Annotated in this window: 15 protein-coding genes; 7 read left to right on the top strand and 8 right to left on the bottom strand. The window is 72.3% G+C overall.

The genetic code is table 11. The features are described 5' to 3' along the window. Window positions 1–119: 119 nt before the first annotated feature. Both BMW85_RS39760 and BMW85_RS39765 read right to left on the bottom strand, forming a co-directional pair. Window positions 120–713 (bottom strand): DUF5998 family protein, encoded by a 594-nt coding sequence (locus BMW85_RS39760; protein WP_091092172.1) that lies wholly within the window; start codon window positions 711–713, stop codon window positions 120–122. Between the two features lie 151 nt (window positions 714–864). Next, window positions 865–3,570: a bifunctional acetate--CoA ligase family protein/GNAT family N-acetyltransferase gene (locus BMW85_RS39765; RefSeq protein WP_091092173.1), complete on the bottom strand. Its 2,706-nt coding sequence runs from the start codon at window positions 3,568–3,570 to the stop codon at window positions 865–867. Between the two features lie 168 nt (window positions 3,571–3,738). Here BMW85_RS39765 and BMW85_RS39770 point away from each other — a divergent pair, with 168 nt between their 5' ends. Beyond that, on the top strand, window positions 3,739–4,632 hold the full coding sequence (locus BMW85_RS39770) for a carbohydrate kinase family protein (RefSeq protein ID WP_020541969.1): 894 nt from the start codon (window positions 3,739–3,741) through the stop codon (window positions 4,630–4,632). 61 nt (window positions 4,633–4,693) lie between these two features. Here BMW85_RS39770 and BMW85_RS39775 read toward each other — a convergent pair whose 3' ends face one another. Both BMW85_RS39775 and BMW85_RS39780 read right to left on the bottom strand, forming a co-directional pair. Continuing rightward, complete coding sequence (locus BMW85_RS39775; RefSeq protein ID WP_091092175.1) at window positions 4,694–6,781, bottom strand: RecQ family ATP-dependent DNA helicase; 2,088 nt, start codon at window positions 6,779–6,781, stop codon at window positions 4,694–4,696. A gap of 76 nt (window positions 6,782–6,857) precedes the next feature. After that, complete coding sequence (locus tag BMW85_RS39780; RefSeq protein ID WP_091092177.1) at window positions 6,858–7,679, bottom strand: TauD/TfdA dioxygenase family protein; 822 nt, start codon at window positions 7,677–7,679, stop codon at window positions 6,858–6,860. A 122-nt stretch (window positions 7,680–7,801) separates the two neighbouring features. Between BMW85_RS39780 and BMW85_RS39785 the strand changes: the two genes are divergently transcribed. From BMW85_RS39785 to BMW85_RS39795, 3 genes are all read left to right on the top strand, one after another. Continuing rightward, a complete protein-coding gene (locus BMW85_RS39785) occupies window positions 7,802–10,294 on the top strand; it encodes a DNA gyrase/topoisomerase IV subunit A (RefSeq protein ID WP_091092283.1) in 2,493 nt (830 codons plus the stop codon). Between the two features lie 65 nt (window positions 10,295–10,359). Beyond that, window positions 10,360–11,628 carry an alpha-amylase family protein gene (locus BMW85_RS39790; RefSeq protein WP_091092179.1) on the top strand — a complete coding sequence of 423 codons (1,269 nt, stop codon included), beginning with the start codon at window positions 10,360–10,362 and terminating at the stop codon, window positions 11,626–11,628. Between the two features lie 75 nt (window positions 11,629–11,703). Further along, a complete protein-coding gene (locus BMW85_RS39795; protein ID WP_245775331.1) occupies window positions 11,704–14,763 on the top strand; it encodes a glycoside hydrolase family 3 N-terminal domain-containing protein in 3,060 nt (1,019 codons plus the stop codon). Window positions 14,764–14,775: 12 nt separating this feature from the next. Here the strand turns inward: BMW85_RS39795 and BMW85_RS39800 are convergent, their stop codons facing one another. Next, window positions 14,776–15,150: a VOC family protein gene (locus BMW85_RS39800; RefSeq protein ID WP_091092182.1), complete on the bottom strand. Its 375-nt coding sequence runs from the start codon at window positions 15,148–15,150 to the stop codon at window positions 14,776–14,778. Window positions 15,151–15,244: 94 nt separating this feature from the next. Beyond that, window positions 15,245–15,553 carry a hypothetical protein gene (locus BMW85_RS39805; RefSeq protein ID WP_091092184.1) on the bottom strand — a complete coding sequence of 103 codons (309 nt, stop codon included), beginning with the start codon at window positions 15,551–15,553 and terminating at the stop codon, window positions 15,245–15,247. Window positions 15,554–15,725: 172 nt separating this feature from the next. On the opposite strand from BMW85_RS39805, the gene BMW85_RS39810 reads away from it, so the two are divergent. Further along, complete coding sequence (locus tag BMW85_RS39810; RefSeq protein WP_091092186.1) at window positions 15,726–16,220, top strand: beta-class carbonic anhydrase; 495 nt, start codon at window positions 15,726–15,728, stop codon at window positions 16,218–16,220. Window positions 16,221–16,356: 136 nt separating this feature from the next. Here the strand turns inward: BMW85_RS39810 and BMW85_RS39815 are convergent, their stop codons facing one another. Further along, window positions 16,357–18,423, bottom strand: coding sequence for a DNA gyrase/topoisomerase IV subunit B (locus BMW85_RS39815; RefSeq protein ID WP_245775332.1), 2,067 nt, complete (start codon window positions 18,421–18,423; stop codon window positions 16,357–16,359). A gap of 248 nt (window positions 18,424–18,671) precedes the next feature. Here BMW85_RS39815 and BMW85_RS39820 point away from each other — a divergent pair, with 248 nt between their 5' ends. Then, window positions 18,672–18,902, top strand: coding sequence for a DUF7455 domain-containing protein (locus tag BMW85_RS39820; protein WP_091092189.1), 231 nt, complete (start codon window positions 18,672–18,674; stop codon window positions 18,900–18,902). A gap of 110 nt (window positions 18,903–19,012) precedes the next feature. Here the strand turns inward: BMW85_RS39820 and BMW85_RS39825 are convergent, their stop codons facing one another. Beyond that, a complete protein-coding gene (locus tag BMW85_RS39825) occupies window positions 19,013–19,711 on the bottom strand; it encodes a GNAT family N-acetyltransferase (protein WP_091092190.1) in 699 nt (232 codons plus the stop codon). Window positions 19,712–19,775: 64 nt separating this feature from the next. On the opposite strand from BMW85_RS39825, the gene BMW85_RS39830 reads away from it, so the two are divergent. Continuing rightward, a complete protein-coding gene (locus BMW85_RS39830; protein WP_091092192.1) occupies window positions 19,776–20,513 on the top strand; it encodes a YaaA family protein in 738 nt (245 codons plus the stop codon). The last annotated feature ends 29 nt before the right edge of the window (window positions 20,514–20,542 follow it).

Genomic DNA, 20,542 nt, shown 5'->3' on the forward strand with positions numbered 1-20,542 from the left:
GAGACGGCCTGCGGGCACGCCACGGGCAGGCCGGGACCGCGTGCGGCGGCATTTCACAACGCACGGCCCAGCGGGCCACCAGCGCGGCGGAGTGGGCTCTCGGTCGCTGGATGAGTCGGTCAGGCGCCGGCGGCGCGGGCGGTGGCCTCGGACAGGGCCTTGGCGAAGGCCAGGACGTGCGTGACCGCCTCCGGCCCGTCGGCCGCCTCGCTGACCCGGAGGGACAGGTCGTCGGCGGTGATGGCGCCGGTGTAGCCGTGGTCGGCCTCGCAGTTCTCGTCGCCGCAGGTGGCGGGTTCGAGATCGACGTGGGAGATGGCTCCCCAGCCGATGGTGAGCGTGGCCTCGGTGGGCGGGACGCCCGGCACGTAGGACGCGGGGTCGGGGACCACGCGGGTGACGGCGACCGACTGGACGCGGCTCAGCCGGACGGCCTCCGTGGTGGTGGAGGCGTGGGAGGTCGAGACGCCCTCGACCGCCGGGTGCTCGTCGGTGTGGCAGACCAGCAGGCGCGTCGCCGTCAGCACCAGGACGGTGACGTGCCTGCGCACCTCCATCGCAGGATCGAACGTGGCCTCGTGATGCACCACGAACGCGGTCACTGCCTCCTTGCCCAGCGCGGATTCGACCGCATCGGTGACGAGGTCGGGATAGTAGCCGCTGCGCTCGATCGCTTCACGCAGGCCCGCGGCTGAGACTCGGGTTTCCCTCATGGCTCCATCCTGCCAGGGGTCGGCCGTGCACTCACCCGCCGGATATAACGCTCTATAACGTCTTTCGGACAGGCAGCAAGGGGCACACCGGCCAGCTGTTTCGCCGCAAGCCGAAGACGCCCGCGCCCACGGCGGTCCAGGACGGCCCTGATCACGACAACCTGCGCGGGCCCCCGTCGAGCCGCGGCCCCGCCGGGGTGCGCAGGGTCGCGCGGGCGCCGAGGATCATCACGCTCGACTCGCCGACGAGCACCTGGTCGAGGTCCAGCCGGGCCACCTCGGGCAGATCGTTGGCCAGGCGGCCGACACGTACGAGCAGATCCTCCAGTGCGTCGACGGCGACGGGCGGGTAGCCGTACTGACCGAAGAGCAGCGGGGCGGCGCGTACCGACCGGACGAGCGCGGCGGCGTCCTCCGCCGTGAGCGGCGCCAGGCGGTAGCCCTGGTCCTGCAGGAGCCGCGCGGTCACCTCGCCCAGCCCGAACGACACCACCGGCCCGAACGCCGGATCCTCGACCACCCCCACCACCGTGGGGACCGCGGGCTGCGGCGCCATCCGCTGGACGGCCAGCACCTTCTCGCCGAGCTGGTCGGCGAACTCGGTGTAGGCGTGGCGGACCATCTCGGGGCCGGTCAGGCCGAGGCGTACGGTGCCGGCCCGGCGCGAGGCCCCGGGGTCGGCCACCTTGAGCACCACCGGCCAGCCGAGGCGTTCGGCGGCGGCCACGGCCTCCTCGGGCGAGCGGACCATCTCGGCGGGCCACACGGTCAGGCCGTAGCAGGAGAGCAGCTCGGCCGCGTCGATCTCGACCGGCGGGCCCGGCTCGGCGAACGCCGCCGAACGCACCCCGCGCCGCGCCCTGGCGGCCTCCACAGCGGGCCCGGGCTCGGGGGCGGACAGGAGGTCGTGGACCAAGGTGCGGGCGCGGTCCGGGTCGAGGTCTTCGAGGGCGGGCGGCGGGGTGGCGGGCTGGGAGCGCCAGGCCGCGTACCTGGCCGCCTGGGCGAGCGCGCGGACCGCCTCCTCAGGAGCCGCGTACGAGGGAATGGACCCCCGCGCCGGCGCGGGCCGCTCCCGCGAGGCCCCCGGCTCGGTCACCTGGAGCGCGGGATGCATCCCCAGATGCCCCTCGAACGTCGTCAGCACCGGCTTGCCGGAGCCCTGGGACACCCGCAGCAGCTCGGCCGCCACCGCCTCGGCGTCGCCCGGCAGCGGCGGCATGTAGATCACGACGGCGGCGTCCACGCCGGCGGAGGCCAGCTCCCCCTCCAGCGCCGCCCCGAACTCGGCGGCTCCCGCCGCGGCCCCCAGGTTGACCGGGGGACGCGGTTCGAGGCCGGCCGCGAGGCAGGCGTCGGCGGCGAGCAGGCCGAGCGCGTCGGAGTTGGTGACCAGGGCGACCTTGGGCCCGGCGGGCAGCGGCTGGTAGGCCAGGAGCTGCCCCACGTCGAAGAGCTGGATGAGGTCGTCCACCCGGATCAGGCCCGCCTGGGCGAACAGCGAGCTGATCGCCGTGTCGGGCAGCCCCAGCTCCTCGGCCGAGTGCCCGGAGGGCGTGCCACCGCTCTTGACGACCACGACCGGCTTGCGGCGGCTGATGCGCCGGGCCAGGCGGGTGAACTTGCGCGGGTTGCCCAGCGACTCCAGGTAGAGCAGGATCACCTCGGTCGCGTCGTCCTCCTCCCAGTACTGCAGGAGGTCGTTGCCGGACACGTCGGCCCGGTTGCCGGCCGAGACGAACGTCGAGATGCCCATGCCGCGCTGCGCCACGCGCTGCAGCAGCGCGGTGCCGAGTGCGCCCGACTGGCTGAAGAAGCCGACCTTCCCCCGGCCGGGGACGGTGGCGGCGAGCGTGGCGTTGAGCCGTACGGCGCGGTCGGTGTTGGCGATGCCGAGGCAGTTGGGGCCGACCACGCGCAGCCCGTAGGAGCGGGCGGTGCGCGCCAGCTCGTCCTGCCGCTCGCGGCCCTCCGCGCCCGTCTCGCCGAACCCCGACGACACGACGACCAGCCCGTGCACGCCCTTCTGGGCGCACTCCTCGACGACGTCGAGCACGCTCCCGGCGGGCACGGCGACGACGGCGAGGTCGACGTCGCCGTCGATGGCGGTGACGCTCGGGTAGGCGCGTACGCCCGCCACCGCCCGCACCTCGCGGTGCACCGGGTAGACGGGGCCGGTGAAGTCGGCGGCCAGCAGGTTGCGCAGCACGGTCTGGCCGACCCCGCCGGGCTCACGGGAGGCGCCGATGACCGCGACCGAGCCGGGCGTGAGCAGCCGGGCGATGGAACGGGACTCGGCGCGGTGCTCGCGGGCGGTGGTCACCTCGGCGGAGGTCTCGGTCGGGGTCAGGTCGAGCGTCATGCGGACGACGCCGTCGGCGAACCGGCTCTGCGCGGTGTAGCCCGCCTGGCGTAGCACGCCCATCATGCGCATGTTGGCGGGCAGCACGTCGGCGACGAAGGTCTCGATGCCGTGCTCGCGGGCGGTGGCGGCCAGGTGCTCAAGCAGCACGGACGCGACGCCGCGGCCCTGGTGGGCGTCCTCGACGAGGAAGGCGACCTCGGCCTCGCCCGGACCGGTCTTGTCGTAGCGGATGACGGCCACCATCTCGGTGCCGATCGTGGCGATCAGCGCGACGCGGTCGACGTAGTCGACGTTGGTGAAGCGCTCCACGTCGCGGTCGGACAGGCGTGGCCGCGGGCCGAAGAACCGGAAATAGATCGACTCGTCGGACAGTCGTGAGTAGAAGGAGCGAAGGCGGTCCGCGTCGGCGGGCCTGATGGGGCGTACGTGAGCGGTGCCGCCGTCGGCCAGGACGACGTCGGCCTCCCAGTGGGCCGGATACTGTGCCTCCACAGCAACGAGCGTAGACCCGCATCCCAAATGCCAAGACCAGAGGCCGTTTTGGGCAACGCTTGTGCATCGACTCTCACCTCGTGTCACCGGTCAGCCCCACGGTCGGCCCGGAAGCTGTTAGTTTTGCCGTGGCCAGGGTCGTTCTGAAGGCAGCAAGGTGGTGGCATCATGACGCGGGTCGTCGTGGTGGGCGATCTCATGACCGACGCGGTGGCGCGCGCCCGTTATGCGCTCGCCCGAGCGAGCGACACCCCGGCGGTCGTCACCATGCATGGCGGCGGGTCCGGGGCCAACATCTCCTCCTGGCTGGCCGTCGAGGGCGCCGAGGTCGCCTTCATCGGCCGCAGGGGCGCCGACATCACGGGTCGCAACCGCGACATGGAGCTGATGGGCTACGGCGTCGACGCGCGCCTGGTGATGGATCCCGAGCGGCCCACAGGCACCTGTGTGGTGCTCGTGACGCACAAGGGCGAGCGCACCATGCTCTCCGATCCCGGTGCCAACGCCGCGCTGTCCCCCGAGGACCTGCCGCGCGACCTGTTCACCTCGGGCGCCCACCTGCACCTGTCCGGCTACACGCTGATGAACGAGGGCTCGCGCGAGGCGGGTTTCGCCGCCCTTGACATGGCCAGGCGCTCAGGGATGTCGATCTCCGTCGACTGCGCCTCGTCCGCGCCGCTGGAGCGCACCGGGGCCGAGCCGTTCCTGGAGTGGACCAACGGCGCCAAGCTGCTGTTCGCCAACATCGACCAGGCCAAGGTCCTGACCGGCCGCGACGACGCCGAGGCGGCGGCCAAGGTGCTGACCGCGTGGTTCCCGCAGGTCGTGATCAAGATGAACAAGGAGGGCGCGCTGTGGTACAGCAACGGCCGCCCCGACCCCGTACGCGCCGCCGCCGAGCCGGTCGAGAAGATCGTGGACGGCACGGGCGCGGGTGACGCGTTCTGCGCCGGGTTCCTGCCGCCGTGGCTGGAGGGCAAGCCGCCGGCCGAGTCGCTGGCCTCGGGCTGCCGGCTGGCCGCCAAGGCGATCATGCACCTGGGCGCCCGCCCACCCTTCTAGCCCTTTCCGGCCCCCTTCCACGTGGAAGGGGGCGCCGTCCGGCGGCCGGGGCCGATGGGCGTCAGCTGACCGTGGCGAGGGCCAGCGGCAGCACCGCGGGCGCCCCCGCGTGTCGCACCAGGGCCGTGGCGAGCGTCATCGTCCAGCCGGTGTCTACCCGGTCGTCCACGAGCAGCACCGGCCCGCCGCACTCCGCGACGCGCCCGGCGAGGTCCTTGGGCATGGCGAGCGTGGCCCGGATCGCCTGCACCCGCTTGGCGCTGTTGAACTGCTGCCCCGGCGAGCCCGCCCGGTAGCCCAGCTCGCCCAGGTAGGTCAGCCGGCCGATCTGCGCCAGGCGTTCGCCGAAGGAGCGCACGAGCTCCGGCCGCGACGCCGAGGGCAGACTGACCACGGCGACCGGCCGCTCCCGCCAGTCCCAGGCGGCCAGCACCTGAATCACGGCCCGCAGCAAGTCGTCCGGCACCGGACCGTCGCCGCCGTGGAACAGCTCACGCAGCCGGTTGCCCCACCCGATGTCGGTGAGCCGGCCGAGCGCGCGGCCCGGCTCGGCGCCCAGCTCGGGCTTGATCCGGCCGGACAGGTCGGGCAGGCCGGTCGGCCACTGCCGGCGCGCCTCCAGCTCGACGCCGGGACGGCTCAGCCGCTCGCGGGCCTGCTCGACGGCCTGCGGGGCGATGTCGGGCGAACGGTGCCTGCCGGTGCAGTTGTCGCAGCGGCCACAGGGATGGGCGGCGTCGTCGTCGAGGTGCCGGCGGAGGTAGTGCTCGCGGCACTCGGTGGTGGTGAGGTAGCCGAGCATGGCCTCCTGCTCGGCGCGGCGCTCGGCGGCGATGCGGGTGTAGCGCTCGGTGTCGTACGCCCACTCCTCGCCGGTCGCCTCCCAGCCGCCCTTGACCCGGCGTACGGCGCCGTCGACGTCGAGCACCTTGAGCATCATCTCCAGCCGGCTCCGGCTGAGGTCGACGGCGGTCTCCAGGGCCGGGGTGGACATGACGCCGCGCTCCTCCAGCGCCGCCAGGGTGGCGCGGACGACGGGCTCGGGTGGGAAGGCCAGCGAGGCGAAGTAGGCCCAGATGTCGCGGTCCTCGGCCCCGGGGAGCAGGATGACCTCGGCCCGCTCGACGCCGCGCCCGGCCCGGCCGACCTGCTGGTAGTAGGCGACCGGCGACTGCGGAGCGCCCACGTGCACGACGAAGCCCAGGTCGGGCTTGTCGAACCCCATGCCGAGCGCGCTCGTCGCCACCAGCGCCTTGATCTTGTTGGCGAGCAGCGCCTCCTCGGCCGCGAGCCGCTCGGCCGGATCGGTCTGGCCCGAGTAGGCGGCCACCTCGTGGCCCTGCTCGCGCAGGTAGCCGGCCACCTCGTGGGCGGCGGCCACCGTCAGGGTGTAGACGATGCCGGAGCCGGGCAGCTCGTGCAGCGTCTGGGCGAGCCAGGCCAGGCGCTGCTCGGCGGAGGGCAGGCGGACCACGGACAGGTGCAGGCTCTCGCGCTCCAGCGGGCCGCGCAGCACCAGCGTGTCCTCACCCATCTGCTCGGCGACGTCGCGGGTGACGCGGGCGTTGGCCGTGGCGGTGGTCGCGAGGACGGGGATGCCGGGCGGCAGCTCCTCGAACAGCCGGGCCAGCCTGCGGTAGTCGGGCCGGAAGTCGTGCCCCCAGTCGGAGATGCAGTGGGCCTCGTCCACCACGACCAGCCCGGCGCTCTCGGCCAGCTCGGGCAGCACGTTGTCGCGGAAGTCGGGGTTGTTGAGCCGCTCGGGGCTGACCAGCAGCACGTCGACCAGGCCGTCGGCGACCTGGGAGTAGATCTCCTCCCAGTCCTCCGGGTTGGCGGAGTTGATGGTGACGGCCCTGATGCCGGCGCGCTCGGCGGCGGCGATCTGGTTGCGCATGAGCGCGAGCAGCGGCGAGACGATGACCGTCGGGCCCTCGCCCAGCTCGCGCAGCAGCGCGGTGGCCACGAAGTAGACGGCCGACTTGCCCCAGCCGGTGCGCTGCACCACGAGCACCCGCCGCCGGTCGACGACGAGCGCCTCGATGGCGGCCCACTGGTCGTCACGGAGCACGGCGTGCTCGCCGGCCAACGCCCGCAGGCGCTCCTCGGCCTCTTCGCGCAACACCTCGGCGTCGGGGGCATCAATCATGCCTCCTTGTTACCAGCTCCCTCCGACGTTTCGCGCCTCCACGCCGGAACCCGGCCCGCCGGGATCCGGCCCGCCGCTACCGGTCGGCGTGCTCGGGGAAGGCGTTGATGGTGACGCGGTGCATGCGGCGGCGTTCGGTGTAGTCGGCGACCGCGTAGTGCTGGGTGGGGCGGTTGTCCCAGAAGGCGAGCGTGCCGGGACGCCACTGCAGGCGGCACTGGAACTCGGGCGAGCGGATGTGGTCGATGAGCATCGGCAGCAGCGCCTCGTTCTCGCGGTCGGTGAGGCCGACCAGGCGGGTCGTGGACGCGCGGTTGACGAACAGCGCCTTCCTGCCGGTCTCGGCGTGCACCCGCACCACCGGCCGCTCGATGGGCGGCCACTTGGCCTGGATCTCGGCCAGGTCGAACGGGTGCCCCTTGGAGATGGCCTTCCTCATCGACATCGTGATGTCGTGCACGGCGGTCAGCTCGTCGCACAGGCGCTGGAGCGGCTTGGAGAGCGACTCGTAGGCGAGGTAGGTGTTGGCCCAGCAGGTGTCGCCGCCCACGCTGGGGAGCTGGACGCAGCGCAGCAGGGAGCCCATCGGCGGGGTGGGCTCGAAGGTGTTGTCGCTGTGCCACTCGTCGCCGCCCTCGCCCTTGGGCGAGGTCTGGTCGAGCACGTGGATGGGGCTGCCGGCGTCCTTCTTGAACGCGGGGTGGTTGAGGGTGCCGAAGTTCAGGGCGAACTGCAGGTGGTGCTCGTCGTCGATGTGCTGGTCGCGGAAGAACAGAACGAGGTGCTTGAGCCAGCCCTCGCGCAGGGTCGCGACCTCTTCCTGCGACAGCGGCTTGCGCAGATCGACCCCGGTCACCTCGGCGCCGATGTGCTTGGTCACGGGACGGAACTCGATCATGACGTCTCCGGGGTCAGGGGAACCGGTGCCCCGAACGTACGACCCAAGCGCTTGCTTGGTCAAGGGGACTCGTTCCGCCCACAGGTCGCGGGCACCCGAATACCTTCGGCACAATGTTCGACATGGCCCGACGCACGACAGCACCCCCGCCAGAGGACTTCGAGGAGCGCATCGTCGACATCGACGTCTCCTCCGAGATGCGCACGAGCTTTCTGGAGTACGCCTACTCGGTGATCTACCAGCGGGCGTTGCCCGACGCGCGTGACGGCCTCAAACCCGTGCAGCGGCGCATCCTCTACTCGATGGCCGAGATGGGCCTGCGCCCCGACCGCGGCCACGTCAAGTCCTCGCGCGTGGTCGGCGACGTCATGGGCAAGCTGCACCCCCACGGCGACTCGGCGATCTACGACGCCCTCGTCCGCCTGGCGCAGCCCTTCTCCATGCGCCTGCCGCTCGTGGACGGCCACGGCAACTTCGGCTCCCCCGACGACCTGCCGGCCGCCATGCGTTACACCGAGGCCAGGCTGGCCCCGGCGGCGATGCTCATGGTCGAGTCCATCGACGAGGACACCGTCGACTTCAAGCCCAACTACGACGGCCAGGAGACCGAGCCGGTCGTCATGCCGTCGGCCTTCCCCAACCTCCTGGTCAACGGCACCAGCGGCATCGCGGTCGGCATGGCCACCAACATGGCGCCGCACAACCTCGTCGAGATCGTCGCCGCGGCCCGCCACCTGATCAAGAAGCCGGACGCCACGCTCGACGACCTGATGGAGTTCGTGCCCGGTCCCGACCTGCCGACCGGCGGCACGATCATCGGGCTGCAGGGCGTGCGCGACGCCTACGAGAGCGGGCGCGGCACGTTCCGGATGCGGGCCAAGTGCTCGATCGAGCAGATCACGCCGCGGCGCAAGGGCATCATCGTCACCGAGCTGCCCTACAACGTGGGCCCCGAGCGCGTCGTCACCAAGATCAAGGAGCTGGTGACCAGCAAGAAGCTCCAGGGCATCGCCGACCTCAAGGACCTCACCGACCGGCACAAGGGCCTGCGCCTGGTCGTCGAGATCAAGAACGGCTTCATCCCCGAGGCCGTCCTGGAGGAGCTCTACCGGCTGACGCCGATGGAGGAGTCCTTCGGCATCAACAACGTGGCGCTCGTCGACGGCGAGCCGCGCACGCTGGGCCTGCGCGAGCTGCTGCAGGTCTACGTCGACCACCGCGTCGAGGTCGTACGCCGCCGCTCGGAGTTCCGCCGCCGCAAGCGCGAGGAGCGCCTGCACCTGGTCGACGGCCTCATCGTCGCGCTGCTCAACATCGACGAGGTCATCCAGGTCATCCGCTCCTCCGACGACTCCGCGCAGGCGCGGACCCGTCTCATGGAGGTCTTCGACCTCACCGAGATCCAGTCCGCCTACATCCTCGACACGCCGCTGCGCCGCCTGACCCGCTTCGACAAGCTGGAGCTCGACGCCGAGAAGGAGACGCTGACCGGCGAGATCGCCAAGCTGACCGAGATCCTGTCCTCGGAGACCAAGCTGCGCCAGGTCGTCTCGGGCGAGCTGGCCGACGTCGCCAAGAAGTACGGCACGCCGCGCCGCACCGTCCTGCTGGACGCCGCGGGCGTCAGCCGCACGGCGGTGGTCGAGCTGCAGGTCGCCGACGACCCGTGCCTGGCTCTGCTGTCGTCCACCGGCCTGCTGGCCCGCACCGCCGACGCCACGCCGCTGCCCGGCGAGGGCGAGCGGTCCGCGCACGACGTGCTGGTCTCGGCGGTGCGCACCTCCGTACGCGGGGAGGTCGGCGTGGTCACCTCGCTGGGCCGGCTGATCCGGGTGCAGGTCGTGGACCTGCCGACGCTGCCGGCCACGGGCGCCCCGCCGTCGCTGTCCGGCGGCCATCCGGTCTCCGAATACGTCTCCCTGCAACCCGACGAGCGGGTGGTCGGGCTCGGCTCGCTCGACCCCGACGGGCCCGGCCTGGCGCTCGGCACGCAGCAGGGCGTGGTCAAACGGGTGGTGCCCGACTATCCGGCCAACCGCGACGACTTCGAGGTGATCACCCTCAAGGACGGCGACACCGTGGTGGGCGCGGTCGAGCTGGAGTCGGAGTCGCACGACCTCGTGTTCATCTCCTCCGACGCGCAACTGCTGCGCTACCCGGCCTCGCTCGTACGCCCGCAGGGCCGCCCGGCCGGCGGCATGGCGGGCATCCGGCTGGACGGCGGGGCCCGGGTGATCTGGTTCGGGGTGGTCGATCCCGAACGGCCCGCCGTGGTGGTCACCGTGGCCGGCTCGTCCACGGCGCTGCCGGGCACGCAGGTCGGCGGCGGCAAGATGTCCGACTACGCGGAGTTCCCCGCCAAGGGGCGGGCCACCGGCGGCGTTCGGGCGCAGCGTTTCCTCAAGGGCGAGGACGAGCTGCTGCTGGCCTGGGCCGGGCCCACGCCGGCCAAGGCGGTCTCGTCCGTGGGCAAGCCGGTGCCGCTGCCGGAGGAGCTGGGGCGGCGTGACGGCTCCGGCGTCCGGCTCACGCACACCATCGGCGCCGTCGGGGGCGCCCTCGCCTCCGGTCCCGAGCTCCCGCCGTCGGGCGCGAAGGCGACCGAGGACGAGTAGCCCCGCCGGTCCCCGGCCCGCCTCGACGTCTCGCGGGCCGGGGGCGCGGAGCTAGGCTCACTGGGGTGACGTCGTGGAAAGAGCATGCGATCTGGTGGCACGTCTACCCCCTCGGCTTCACCGCCGCCGAGCCCGCGGCCCTGCCGCACGGCGCCCCCATCCGCCACCGCCTGCGCGCCCTGGAAGGCTGGCTGGACTACGTTGTCGAGCTCGGCTGCTCGGGCCTGCAGCTCGGCCCGATCTTCGCCTCCGAGACCCACGGCTATGACACGATCGACCACTTCCGCGTCGATCCCCGCCTCGGCGACGACGCCGACTTCGACCGCCTGGTGGCCGCCGCGGACGCCCGCGGCCTGCGGGTCGTCCTCGACGGCGTGTTCAACCACGTGGGCCGCGGCCATCCGTTCTTCGGCGATCCGGCCCACGCCCACTGGTTCGTCCCTGAAGGGGAGGGGCACCGGACGTTCGAGGGTCACCACGGCCTGGTGACGCTCGACCACGAGCATCCCGACGTGCTCGACCACGTCGTACGCGTCCTCGACCACTGGCTGGCGCGCGGCGCGTCCGGCTGGCGGCTGGACGCCGCGTACGCGATGCCGGCCGCGTTCTGGCGGCGGGCGCTCGCGCGGGTCCGCCCGCGCCACCCCGAGGCGTGGTTCGGCGGCGAGGTGATCCACGGCGACTACGCCGCCTACGTGGCCGGGAGCGGCCTCGACTCGGTCACCCAGTACGAGCTGTGGAAGGCGCTCTGGAGCTCGCTCAACGACGGCAACTTCTTCGAGCTGGCCTGGGCGCTCAAGCGGCACGACGAGCTGCTGGACACGTTCACGCCACTGACGTTCGCCGGCAACCACGACGTGACCAGGCTCGCCAGCCGTCTCGACGACGAGCGTCACGTCGGCCACGCCCTCGCCGTGCTGTTCACGGTGGCCGGGCTGCCGAGCGTCTACTACGGCGACGAGCAGGGCTTTCGCGGGGTGAAGGAGGACCGGCCCGGCGGCGACGACGCGGTCCGGCCCGCCTTCCCGGGGCGGCCGGAGGAACTGGACCCGGCGGGGTGGCCGGTCTACCGGCTGCACCAGCGGCTCATCGGGCTGCGCCGCCGCCATCCGTGGCTGGCGCGGGCCCGTACGAGCCTGCCCCATCTCACCAACACCGCCGTCGCGCTGGAGGCGGCGGGCCCCGGCCGCGTCCTGACCCTGCTCAACGTGGGCGACGAGCCCTACCGCTTCCCGCTGGACGGGACGGGGCTGGTCGTCGCGGACGCGTCCGCCACCGGGGGCGACCCGTGTCTCGTCCCCGCGCACGGGTGGAAAATCCTCACTCTGTCCTGACTCGGACTGTTATGAAACCGGGGCGGCCACCGATCACAGAGGGAGAGAGCGCTCTCCAAATCGGGAGGTATCCCCGTGTTCCGCAGCAGACCCCCCTTATGGGCGACCGCCCTGGCTTTGCTGGTCCCGCTTCTCGCCGCCCCGTCCGCCCCCGCGCGGGCCGCCGCAGACCTGCCGGTCCTCGCCGACTTCGAGTCCGGCGCCGTCCCCGCCGGCGTGTACGCCTGGGGCAACGACACCGCCTCCACCCCCACGCTCACGATCGAGCCCGGCGCCGCCCGCCCCGGCGCCCCGGCCACGAACCGGGTGCTGAGGAGCGGCTACGCCATCAGCCAGTGGGGCGGCTGGTCCCAGGACCTGACGGCCACCCAGGACTGGTCCCCGTACGAGGGCTTCTCCTTCTGGGTCAACGGCGAGGGCTCCGGCCGGCGCGTCTTCTTCGAGATCAAGGACGGCGGCTCCGGCCCCGGCGCGGCCGAGCTGTTCGAGTCGTCGTTCACCGACGACGCGGCCGGCTGGCGGCAGGTCAAGGTGCCGTTCACGGACTTCACCCGCCGCGCCGACTACCAGCCGGGCGGCGCGCCCGCGGACGGCGAGCTGGACCTGCTCGCCATGTGGGGCTACGGGATGCGCCTGCCCACCGCCGCGGGCTCCCTGGAGTGGGACCAGGTCGAGCTGTACGGCACCGCTCCCCCGCGTCCCGCCCGCCTGAGCACCGACCGGCCGGTCTACCCGGTCGGCGAGCGGTCCGAGGCCAAGGTGAGCGTCACGGTCACCACCGCCACCGGAGCGCCGCTGACGGACGGGCTCACCGTCGCCTACCGGACCGGCTCCGGCACCGCCACTCCCGGCGCGGACTACCTCCCCGCCGAGGGCACCCTGACCTTCCCTGCCGGTACGGCGTCCGGGTCGTCCCGCTCGTTCACCGTGAAGATCCTCAAGGACGGCGCGAACGAGGTGGCCGAGACCATCCCGGTCGAGCTGTCCGGCACCGGCGTCCGGCCGCCCGCCGAGGCCCCGGTCATCGTGATCGACGCGCACGGCCTGCCGTACCTGGACGCGCGCAGGCCCGTACGCGAGCGCGTCGCCGACCTGCTCGGCCGGATGACGCCGGAGGAGAAGATCGGCCAGATGACGCAGGCCGAGCGCATGGCGCTGGCCAGGCAGAGCGACATCGCCGCCTACGGTCTCGGCTCGCTGCTGTCCGGCGGCGGCTCCACGCCCACGCCCAACACGCCGCGCGCCTGGGCCGACATGGTGGACGCCTTCCAGCTCCAGACCCGGCGCACCCGGCTGCAGGTGCCGCTCATCTACGGCGTGGACGCCGTGCACGGCCACAACAACGTGGTCGGCACCACGATCTTCCCGCACAACGTCGGCCTGGGCGCCGCCCGCGACCCCGAGCTGACCGAGAAGGCGGGCGAGGTCACCGCCCGCGAGGTCAGGGCCACCGGCGTCCCGTGGAACTTCGCGCCCTGCCTGTGCGTGTCGCGCGACGACCGCTGGGGCCGCGCGTACGAGTCGTTCAGCGAGGACCCGGCCCTGGTGAACCGGATGGCCACGGTCATCGACGGCCTGCAGGACAACGGCGTGCTGGCCACCGCCAAGCACTACGCCGGCGACGGCGGCACCGTCTACGGCTCCTCCACGACCGGCGACTACACCATCGACCAGGGCGTCACCAAGGTCACCAGGAAGGAGCTGGAGGAGATCCACCTGGCGCCGTTCGCCGAGGCGGTCCGGCGCGGGGTCGCCACCGTCATGCCGTCGTTCTCCAGCGTGGACCTCGGCGCCGGGCCGGTGAAGATGCACGCCCACCGGGAGCTGCTCACCGACGTGCTCAAGGGCCGGCTCGGCTTCAAGGGCTTCGTGGTCACCGACTGGCAGGCCATCGACCAGATCCCCGGCGACTACGCGAGCGACGTGCGCACCTCGATCACCGCGGGCATCGACATGGTCATGGTGCCGTACGCCTACCCGGAGTTCGCCGCCACGCTCAAGGCCGAGGTCGAGGCCGGGCGGGTGCCGATGTCGCGGGTGGACGACGCCGTCGCCCGCATCCTGACCGCGAAGTTCCGGCTGGGCCTGTTCGAGCACCCGTACGCCGACCGCGCCCACCTCGGCGACGTCGGCTCCGCGGCGCACCGCGCGGTGGCCCGCACGGCCGCCGCGAAGTCCCAGGTGCTGCTGAAGAACGACGGCCGCCTGCTGCCGCTCAACCGCACGTCCAAGGTGTACGTGGCCGGCTCCAACGCCGACGACATCGGCAACCAGAGCGGCGGCTGGACGATCACGTGGCAGGGCTCGTCCGGGCCGATCACGCCCGGCACGACGATCCTCCAGGCGATCCAGGGCCGCGCCGCCTCCGTCACCTACTCGCCCGACGCCTCGGCCGGTCTGGCCGGGCACGACGTGGGCGTGGTGGTCGTGGGCGAGACCCCGTACGCGGAGGGCTTCGGCGACGTCGGCCGCCAGGGCCGCACGCTGGAGCTGTCGGCCGCCGACCGGGCCGCGGTTGACCGGGTGTGCGGGGCCATGAAGTGCGTCGTGCTCGTCGTCTCCGGCCGCCCGATGCTGCTGGGTGACCTGTCGGGTGTGGAGGCCGTGGTGGCCGCCTGGCTGCCGGGCACCGAGGGGGACGGGGTGGCCGATCCACTGTTCGGGGCGGTGCCGTACACCGGGCGGCTGCCGTTCACCTGGTTCCGCGCCGTGGAGCAGATTCCGATCAACGTGGGTGACGCCGCCTACGACCCGCTGTTCCCGTACGGGTGGGGCCTGCGGACCGATCCCGCCCGCGACCGGCTCAGGGCGGCGCGCGACCGGCTCGCCACCGGCGACGGCCCGGCCAGGGCCGCCGCGGCGGCGCTGACGCCCGCACTCACCGGCCGGAACTGGAACGGGGACGGCTCGGTCCGCGACGCCCGCGCGGTCCTCGCCGCCGTGGGCACGGCCGCCACGCTGCTCGAACGCTCCCGTACCGCCGCCTTCGCCCAGTCCGACGCCGTCGTCTCGGTGGCGAGGGACCTGGCGCAGAGCGGGGGCCGGCGGCCCGACCTGCAGGCGACCGCGGACCACGAGCTCGCCGCCGGCCACCTGAGGAAGGCGGTGGACCTGCTGGCGCAGGCCGCCCGCTGACCCGGCGAAGGCTCAGCTCAGGCAGAGACAGAACGGGTGCCCGGCCGGATCGAGGAAGACCCGGAAGTCGTCGTCCTTCTCGTCCGGCTGGTGCTCGTGCTTGACCGCGCCGAGCTCCAGCACCTGCTTCTCGGCCTCGTCGAGGTCGCTGACCAGCAGGTCCAGGTGGATCTGCTGGGGCCGCTCGGGGTCGGGCCAGGTGCTGGGCCGCAGGTCGGGGGCGAGCTGGAAGGCGAGGCGCTTCGGCGCGCCGCCGTCGCTGACCACCACCCAGTCGTCCTCCACGGACGTGATCGGCCAGCCCAGCAGCCGGGAGTAGAACTCGGCCAGGCCCTTGGGGTCGGGCGTGTCGAGCACGACGGTACGGAATTGCGCGATGCCGCTCATCTGTCACCTCTCGAGGCGTCGAAGGGGTCCCGCCGGGGGACGGGAACCGTTACCCGGGCGACGATCCGGCACACCTCTCCGGCCGGATCCCCGCTCAGACGGCGATCACGGCAGGGAGGGACCTCAGCAGCTCCTGCGGATCGCCGCCCTCCCAGCGCCGGATCAGCCGGGTGCCGGCCTCCCCCGGATCGAACTCCTCGCCTCCCAGCGGGCCGAAGCAGCCCGCTTCCTCCAGCAGGAGCAGCAGCGGATCGTCCTCGGGCAGGCCGGCCGCGTGGGCGGCGGTGTCGAGGAGGGCCAGCGCGCACCGGGCGTTGCGGCCGCCGTCGTTGGCCTCGACCCGGTCGAGGCTCCGCCGGGCCTGGGCACGGAGATACGCGGCGAGCGATTCTGACCTACTCACGACAGACCTTCTTCGATCACTTACATTCGGGCTACGTACTTTGGCTACGCACTTTGGGCTACGACATCATCACGCATGGTGACATGTTTTCGTCGGAGGTTTGCGAAGTCGGCCGCGTGTCGCCCGCCCCCCGGTGACGACGAGCCTTCTGACATGGGGGATCATCGGTGCCATGAGTGCGTTCGACGACCTGTTTGCCGCCAACGCTGAGTTCGCCAAAGAGTTCGGAAGCTCCGATCTCACCGGCCGCGCCGCCCGTGGGCTGGGCGTGGTGACCTGTATGGACTCCCGCATCGACCCCCTCGGGCTGCTCGGGCTCAGACCGGGCGACGCCAAGATCCTCCGCAACGCCGGCGCCCGCGTCACCGACGACGTGCTGCGCACCCTCGTGGTGGGCGTCTACGTGCTCGGCGTCGAGCGCGTGCTGGTCATGCCCCACACCGACTGCGGGATGACCAAGGTCACCGACGCCGACATCCACGAGCTCACCGCCGAGCGCGGCGTCGACACCCGCAGCCTCGACTTCCACACGGTGCCCGACCAGTGGGCGGCGCTGCGGCACGACCTGACCCGCATCAGGACGAGCCCGTTCCTGCCGACCGGCATGCCGGTGACCGGCGCCATCTACGACGTGCACACCGGCCGGCTCTCACCGGTCGAATACTGAAAGACGCCGTACGAGGCCACGGACCGGCGCGCCGCAGATCGCCGGGCAGGGCCGTCAGGGCGTCGTGAGCACGCGAACGGCCCCTCCCCCACACCCGGGGAGGGGCCATGACTTTCCGGACGACCTGAAGGGCCTTTCAGGCGTCGATCGCGTCGCGGTCGACCTCGGCCGCGCTGGTGACGAGGAACTCGCGCCGCGGCGCGACGTCGCTGCCCATCAGGAGGTTGAAGATGCGCTCGGCCGCCTCGGCGTCCTCGATGCGCACCCGGCGCAGGATCCGGTGGCGCGGGTCCATCGTGGTCTCGGCGAGCTGGTCGGCGTCCATCTCACCGAGGCCCTTGTAGCGCTGCACCGGGTCCTTCCAGCGCTTGCCGCGCCGCTCCAGGTCGCGCAGCACCTTCTGCAGCTCGGCGTCGGAGTAGCAGTAGATGTACTTGTCCTTGCCGCGCCCCGGGTTGGTGAGCTCGATGCGGTGCAGCGGCGGCACCGCGGCGAAGACCCGCCCGGCCTCCACCATCGGCCGCATGTAGCGGTAGAAGAGGGTGAGCAGCAGGCAGCGGATGTGGGCGCCGTCGACGTCGGCGTCGGCCATGAGGATGACCTTGCCGTAGCGGGCGGCCTCGATGTCGAAGGAACGGCCCGAGCCCGCGCCGACGACCTGGATGATGGCGGCGCACTCGGCGTTCTTGAGCATGTCGCTCACCGACGCCTTCTGGACGTTGAGGATCTTGCCGCGGATCGGCAGCAGCGCCTGGAACTCCGAGTCGCGGGCCAGCTTGGCGGTGCCGAGCGCGGAGTCCCCCTCGACGATGAACAGCTCGCTGCGGTCGACGCCCTCGCTGCGGCAGTCGACCAGCTTGGCCGGCAGCGCCGAGCTCTCCAGCGCGCTCTTGCGGCGCTGGTTGTCGCGGTGCTCGCGGGCCGCGATGCGTGCCTTGGCGGCGGCGACGATCTTCTCCAGCACGGCCCGCAGCGGCTGCTTGTAGCCGCGCGGCGGGTTGGCGAACAGCTCCTTGAGCTCGCGCGAGACCACGTGGGAGACGATGCGGGTGGCCGCCGAGGTGCCGAGCACCTCCTTGGTCTGGCCCTCGAACTGCGGCTCGGGCACCCGGACCGTGACGACGCCGGTCAGGCCCTCCTGGATGTCGTCCTTGGTGACGGGGTCGTCGCCGTTCTTCAGCAGCCGGGTCTCGCGCAACACCTCGTTGATCGTGCGCACCAGACCGCGCTCGAAGCCGGTGAGGTGGGTGCCGCCCTTGGGGGTGGCGATCACGTTGACGAACGAGCGCACGGTGGACTCGTAGCCCTTGCCCCAGCGGATCGCCACGTCGACGCTCAGCTCGCGCTGGACCTCGGTGGGCGTCATGTGGCCCTGGTCGTCGAGCACCGGAACGGTCTCGTGGAAGTGGCCGACGCCCTGCAGCCGCAGCACGTCGCAGACCGGCTCGTCGCGGGCCAGGAACTCGGCGAACTCGGAGATGCCGCCCTCGAAGCGGAACTCCTCCTCGATGCGCTCCTCGTGCCTGCTGTCGTAGACCACCAGGGTGAGACCGGGCACCAGGAACGCGGTCTGCCGCAGGCGCACGTGGATCTCGTCGAGCGAGACCTCGGCGTCGGGCAGGAAGATCTGCTTGTCGGCCCAGAAGCGCACGCGGGTGCCGGTGACCTTGGCGGGAAGCTCGCCGCCGAGGCGCAGGCCGGACTTCTTCCTGAACTTCGCCGTGGGCCCGTCGCCGTCGAAGACGCCGGTGACGCCGCGCCTGAAGCTGATCTCGTGGACCCGCCCGTCGCGGTCGACCTCGACGTCGAGCCGCGACGACAGGGCGTTGACCACCGAGGCGCCGACGCCGTGCAGGCCGCCGGAGGCGCCGTAGGAGCCGCCGCCGAACTTGCCGCCCGCGTGCAGCTTGGTGTAGACGAGCTCGACGCCGGCCAGGCCGGACTTGGGCTCGACGTCCACGGGGATGCCGCGGCCGTTGTCGCGGACCTCGATCGAGCCGTCGGCGTAGAGCTCGACCTCGATGCGGTCGCAGTAGCCCGCCAGCGCCTCGTCGACGCCGTTGTCCACGATCTCCCAGAGGCAGTGCATCAGCCCGCGGCTGTCGGTGGACCCGATGTACATGCCCGGGCGCTTGCGGACCGCTTCAAGGCCCTCAAGCACCGACAGGTGACGAGCCGTGTAACCCGCCTCCACTAGCGTCACTCCAGCTCCCCGGGTGTTGAGCATCGAACACGTGTGCGCAGCTTACCGTTCTTCCCTTGCGCACGCGTACAAGCTTGCCATGGCGGCACGTTTCCCGTTACCAACCGGCTGATCCTCATTACTTTCGGACACATTCCGCTCTGGGCGTACAGCGGGGGAGGTTGGGAAGGCCCACGTCCGGTTAGATGTTGTTCCAAGTGACTGACGCCAGATCCTCGCTTCGGCGGGGGTGACCCGAAAGGCGATACGTGACTGGAGCACTCGCCCCCGTTAAGCCGCTGACGGCCCTCGACCGCTGCGACCGTTGCGGCGCCCAGGCCTACATTCGCGCGACCCTGCCGGTAGGCGGGGAGCTGCTGTTCTGCGCCCACCACGGGCGTCAGCACATCGCGGCGCTGCGCGAGAAGGGCGCCGACATCCTGGACGAGTCGGCTCGACTCAGCAAGACCCCGATGAACGCCCCCGACGGCGAGCGCTGATCCACAGTGCCCGTCGTGTCGACATAACCGCATAGGACCAACAGAACGGCCACCCCGGGTCCTGCCCGGGGTGGCCGTTCTGCATGATGTGATCCTCGTCACATCTCCGTTCAGCGGACGCGGTAGTGGTAGCGCGCCGCCACCTCGAAGCCCTCGCTGCGGTACAACGCCTGGGCGGCCTGGTTGGGCGCGGTGGTGACCAAGTAGGCCGAGCCGGTCCCCGCGTGGTGCGCGAGCGCGCGCAGGATCGTACGCGCCAGGCCGCGCCGCCGCGCCTCCGGGCGAGTCGCCATGCAGTAGACGCCGAGCGTGTCCCCCTGGGGGACGGCCCGGCCCACGGCCAGCGTCTCGCCGTCCTCCTCGTAGGCGGCGTACCACGCGGGCACGCCGGCGCAGACGCGGGCGGCGTGGGCGAGGCCGCTCTCGTACCGGCCGTCCACGGCCCACCAGGTGTCCAGCCAGTCGGCCCACGGCTGGTCCTCGATCCTGACCCGCTCCCCGCGCCACGGGGCGAGGGACGCGGCGGTCATCACGAGGGTGGGATCGACCAGCTCGTACCCCCTGCGCTCCAGCTCCTCGTCCAGTCCCGGCATGGCCCCGGGCCCCATCGAGAAGGCCGGGCGCAGGTCGCGGTCGCCGTAGAACGCCTCGGCGGCCTCGATCGCGGCGCCCAGGTCGGCCGGACGGCCGAGAGGCAGCACCGAGTTGGCCCGTTTGGTCACGCCGCCCGCGTACCGCAGCACCCATCCGTCGTGCTCGTGTTGCTCGTACGCCGGCCACGCTTCATGGACAAGTCGGTCAAAATCCACCCGCGCAGCGTAGCCGACGGGTCACCACCAGGGCCGGAGCAGGTCGCCCATAAGCTAGTGACCTGTGTTGACACTGCTGCCCCCGTCCGAGGGCAAGGCCGCGGAGGGAAACGGCCCGCCCCTCGGCGAGCTGTCCTTCCCCGCCCTCGACCGGGCCCGCCGGCGGGTGCTGAACGCGCTCGTACGCGCCTCCAGACGCCGCGACGCCCTCGACGTGCTCGGGCTGACGCCCGGCCTGGCCGGCGAGCTGGACAGGAACACCGCGCTGAAGACCGCCCCCACACTGCCCGCCGCCGAGCTCTACACCGGCGTCCTGTACGACAACCTGGGGCTCGGCACCCTGGAGGGCGAGGCGCGCCGGCGGGCCGAGGAGTCGGTGCTGATCTTCTCGGGGCTGTGGGGCGTGGTGCGGATCGACGACCGGATCCCGCCCTACCGGCTGTCGATGAGCGTGAGCCTGCCGCCGCTCGGCGGGTTGCCGGCCTTCTGGCGGCCCCTGCTCGCCAAGGCGCTCGACCCGCTGCCGGGGCTGGTGGTGGACATGCGGTCGGCGACGTACGCGGGCGCGTGGCAGCCGGGCGAGCGGTCGGTGGCGGTGCGTGTCTTCCGCGACGGCAAGGTCGTCAGCCACATGGCCAAGGCGACCCGCGGCGAGATCGCCCGCGACCTGCTCCGGCACGACACCGTCCCGTCCTCGCCCGAGGAGCTGGCCAAGACCCTCACCGACCTCGGCCGCACGGTCGAGCTCACTCCCCCGCCCCGCCCCGGCCGCCCCTGGACGCTGGACGTGCACCTGTCCTGACGCTGACACGAGGAAGGGCCCCCGCCGGA

It is taken from the genome of Nonomuraea wenchangensis (assembly GCF_900111685.1).
GTDB lineage: Bacteria > Actinomycetota > Actinomycetes > Streptosporangiales > Streptosporangiaceae > Nonomuraea > Nonomuraea wenchangensis.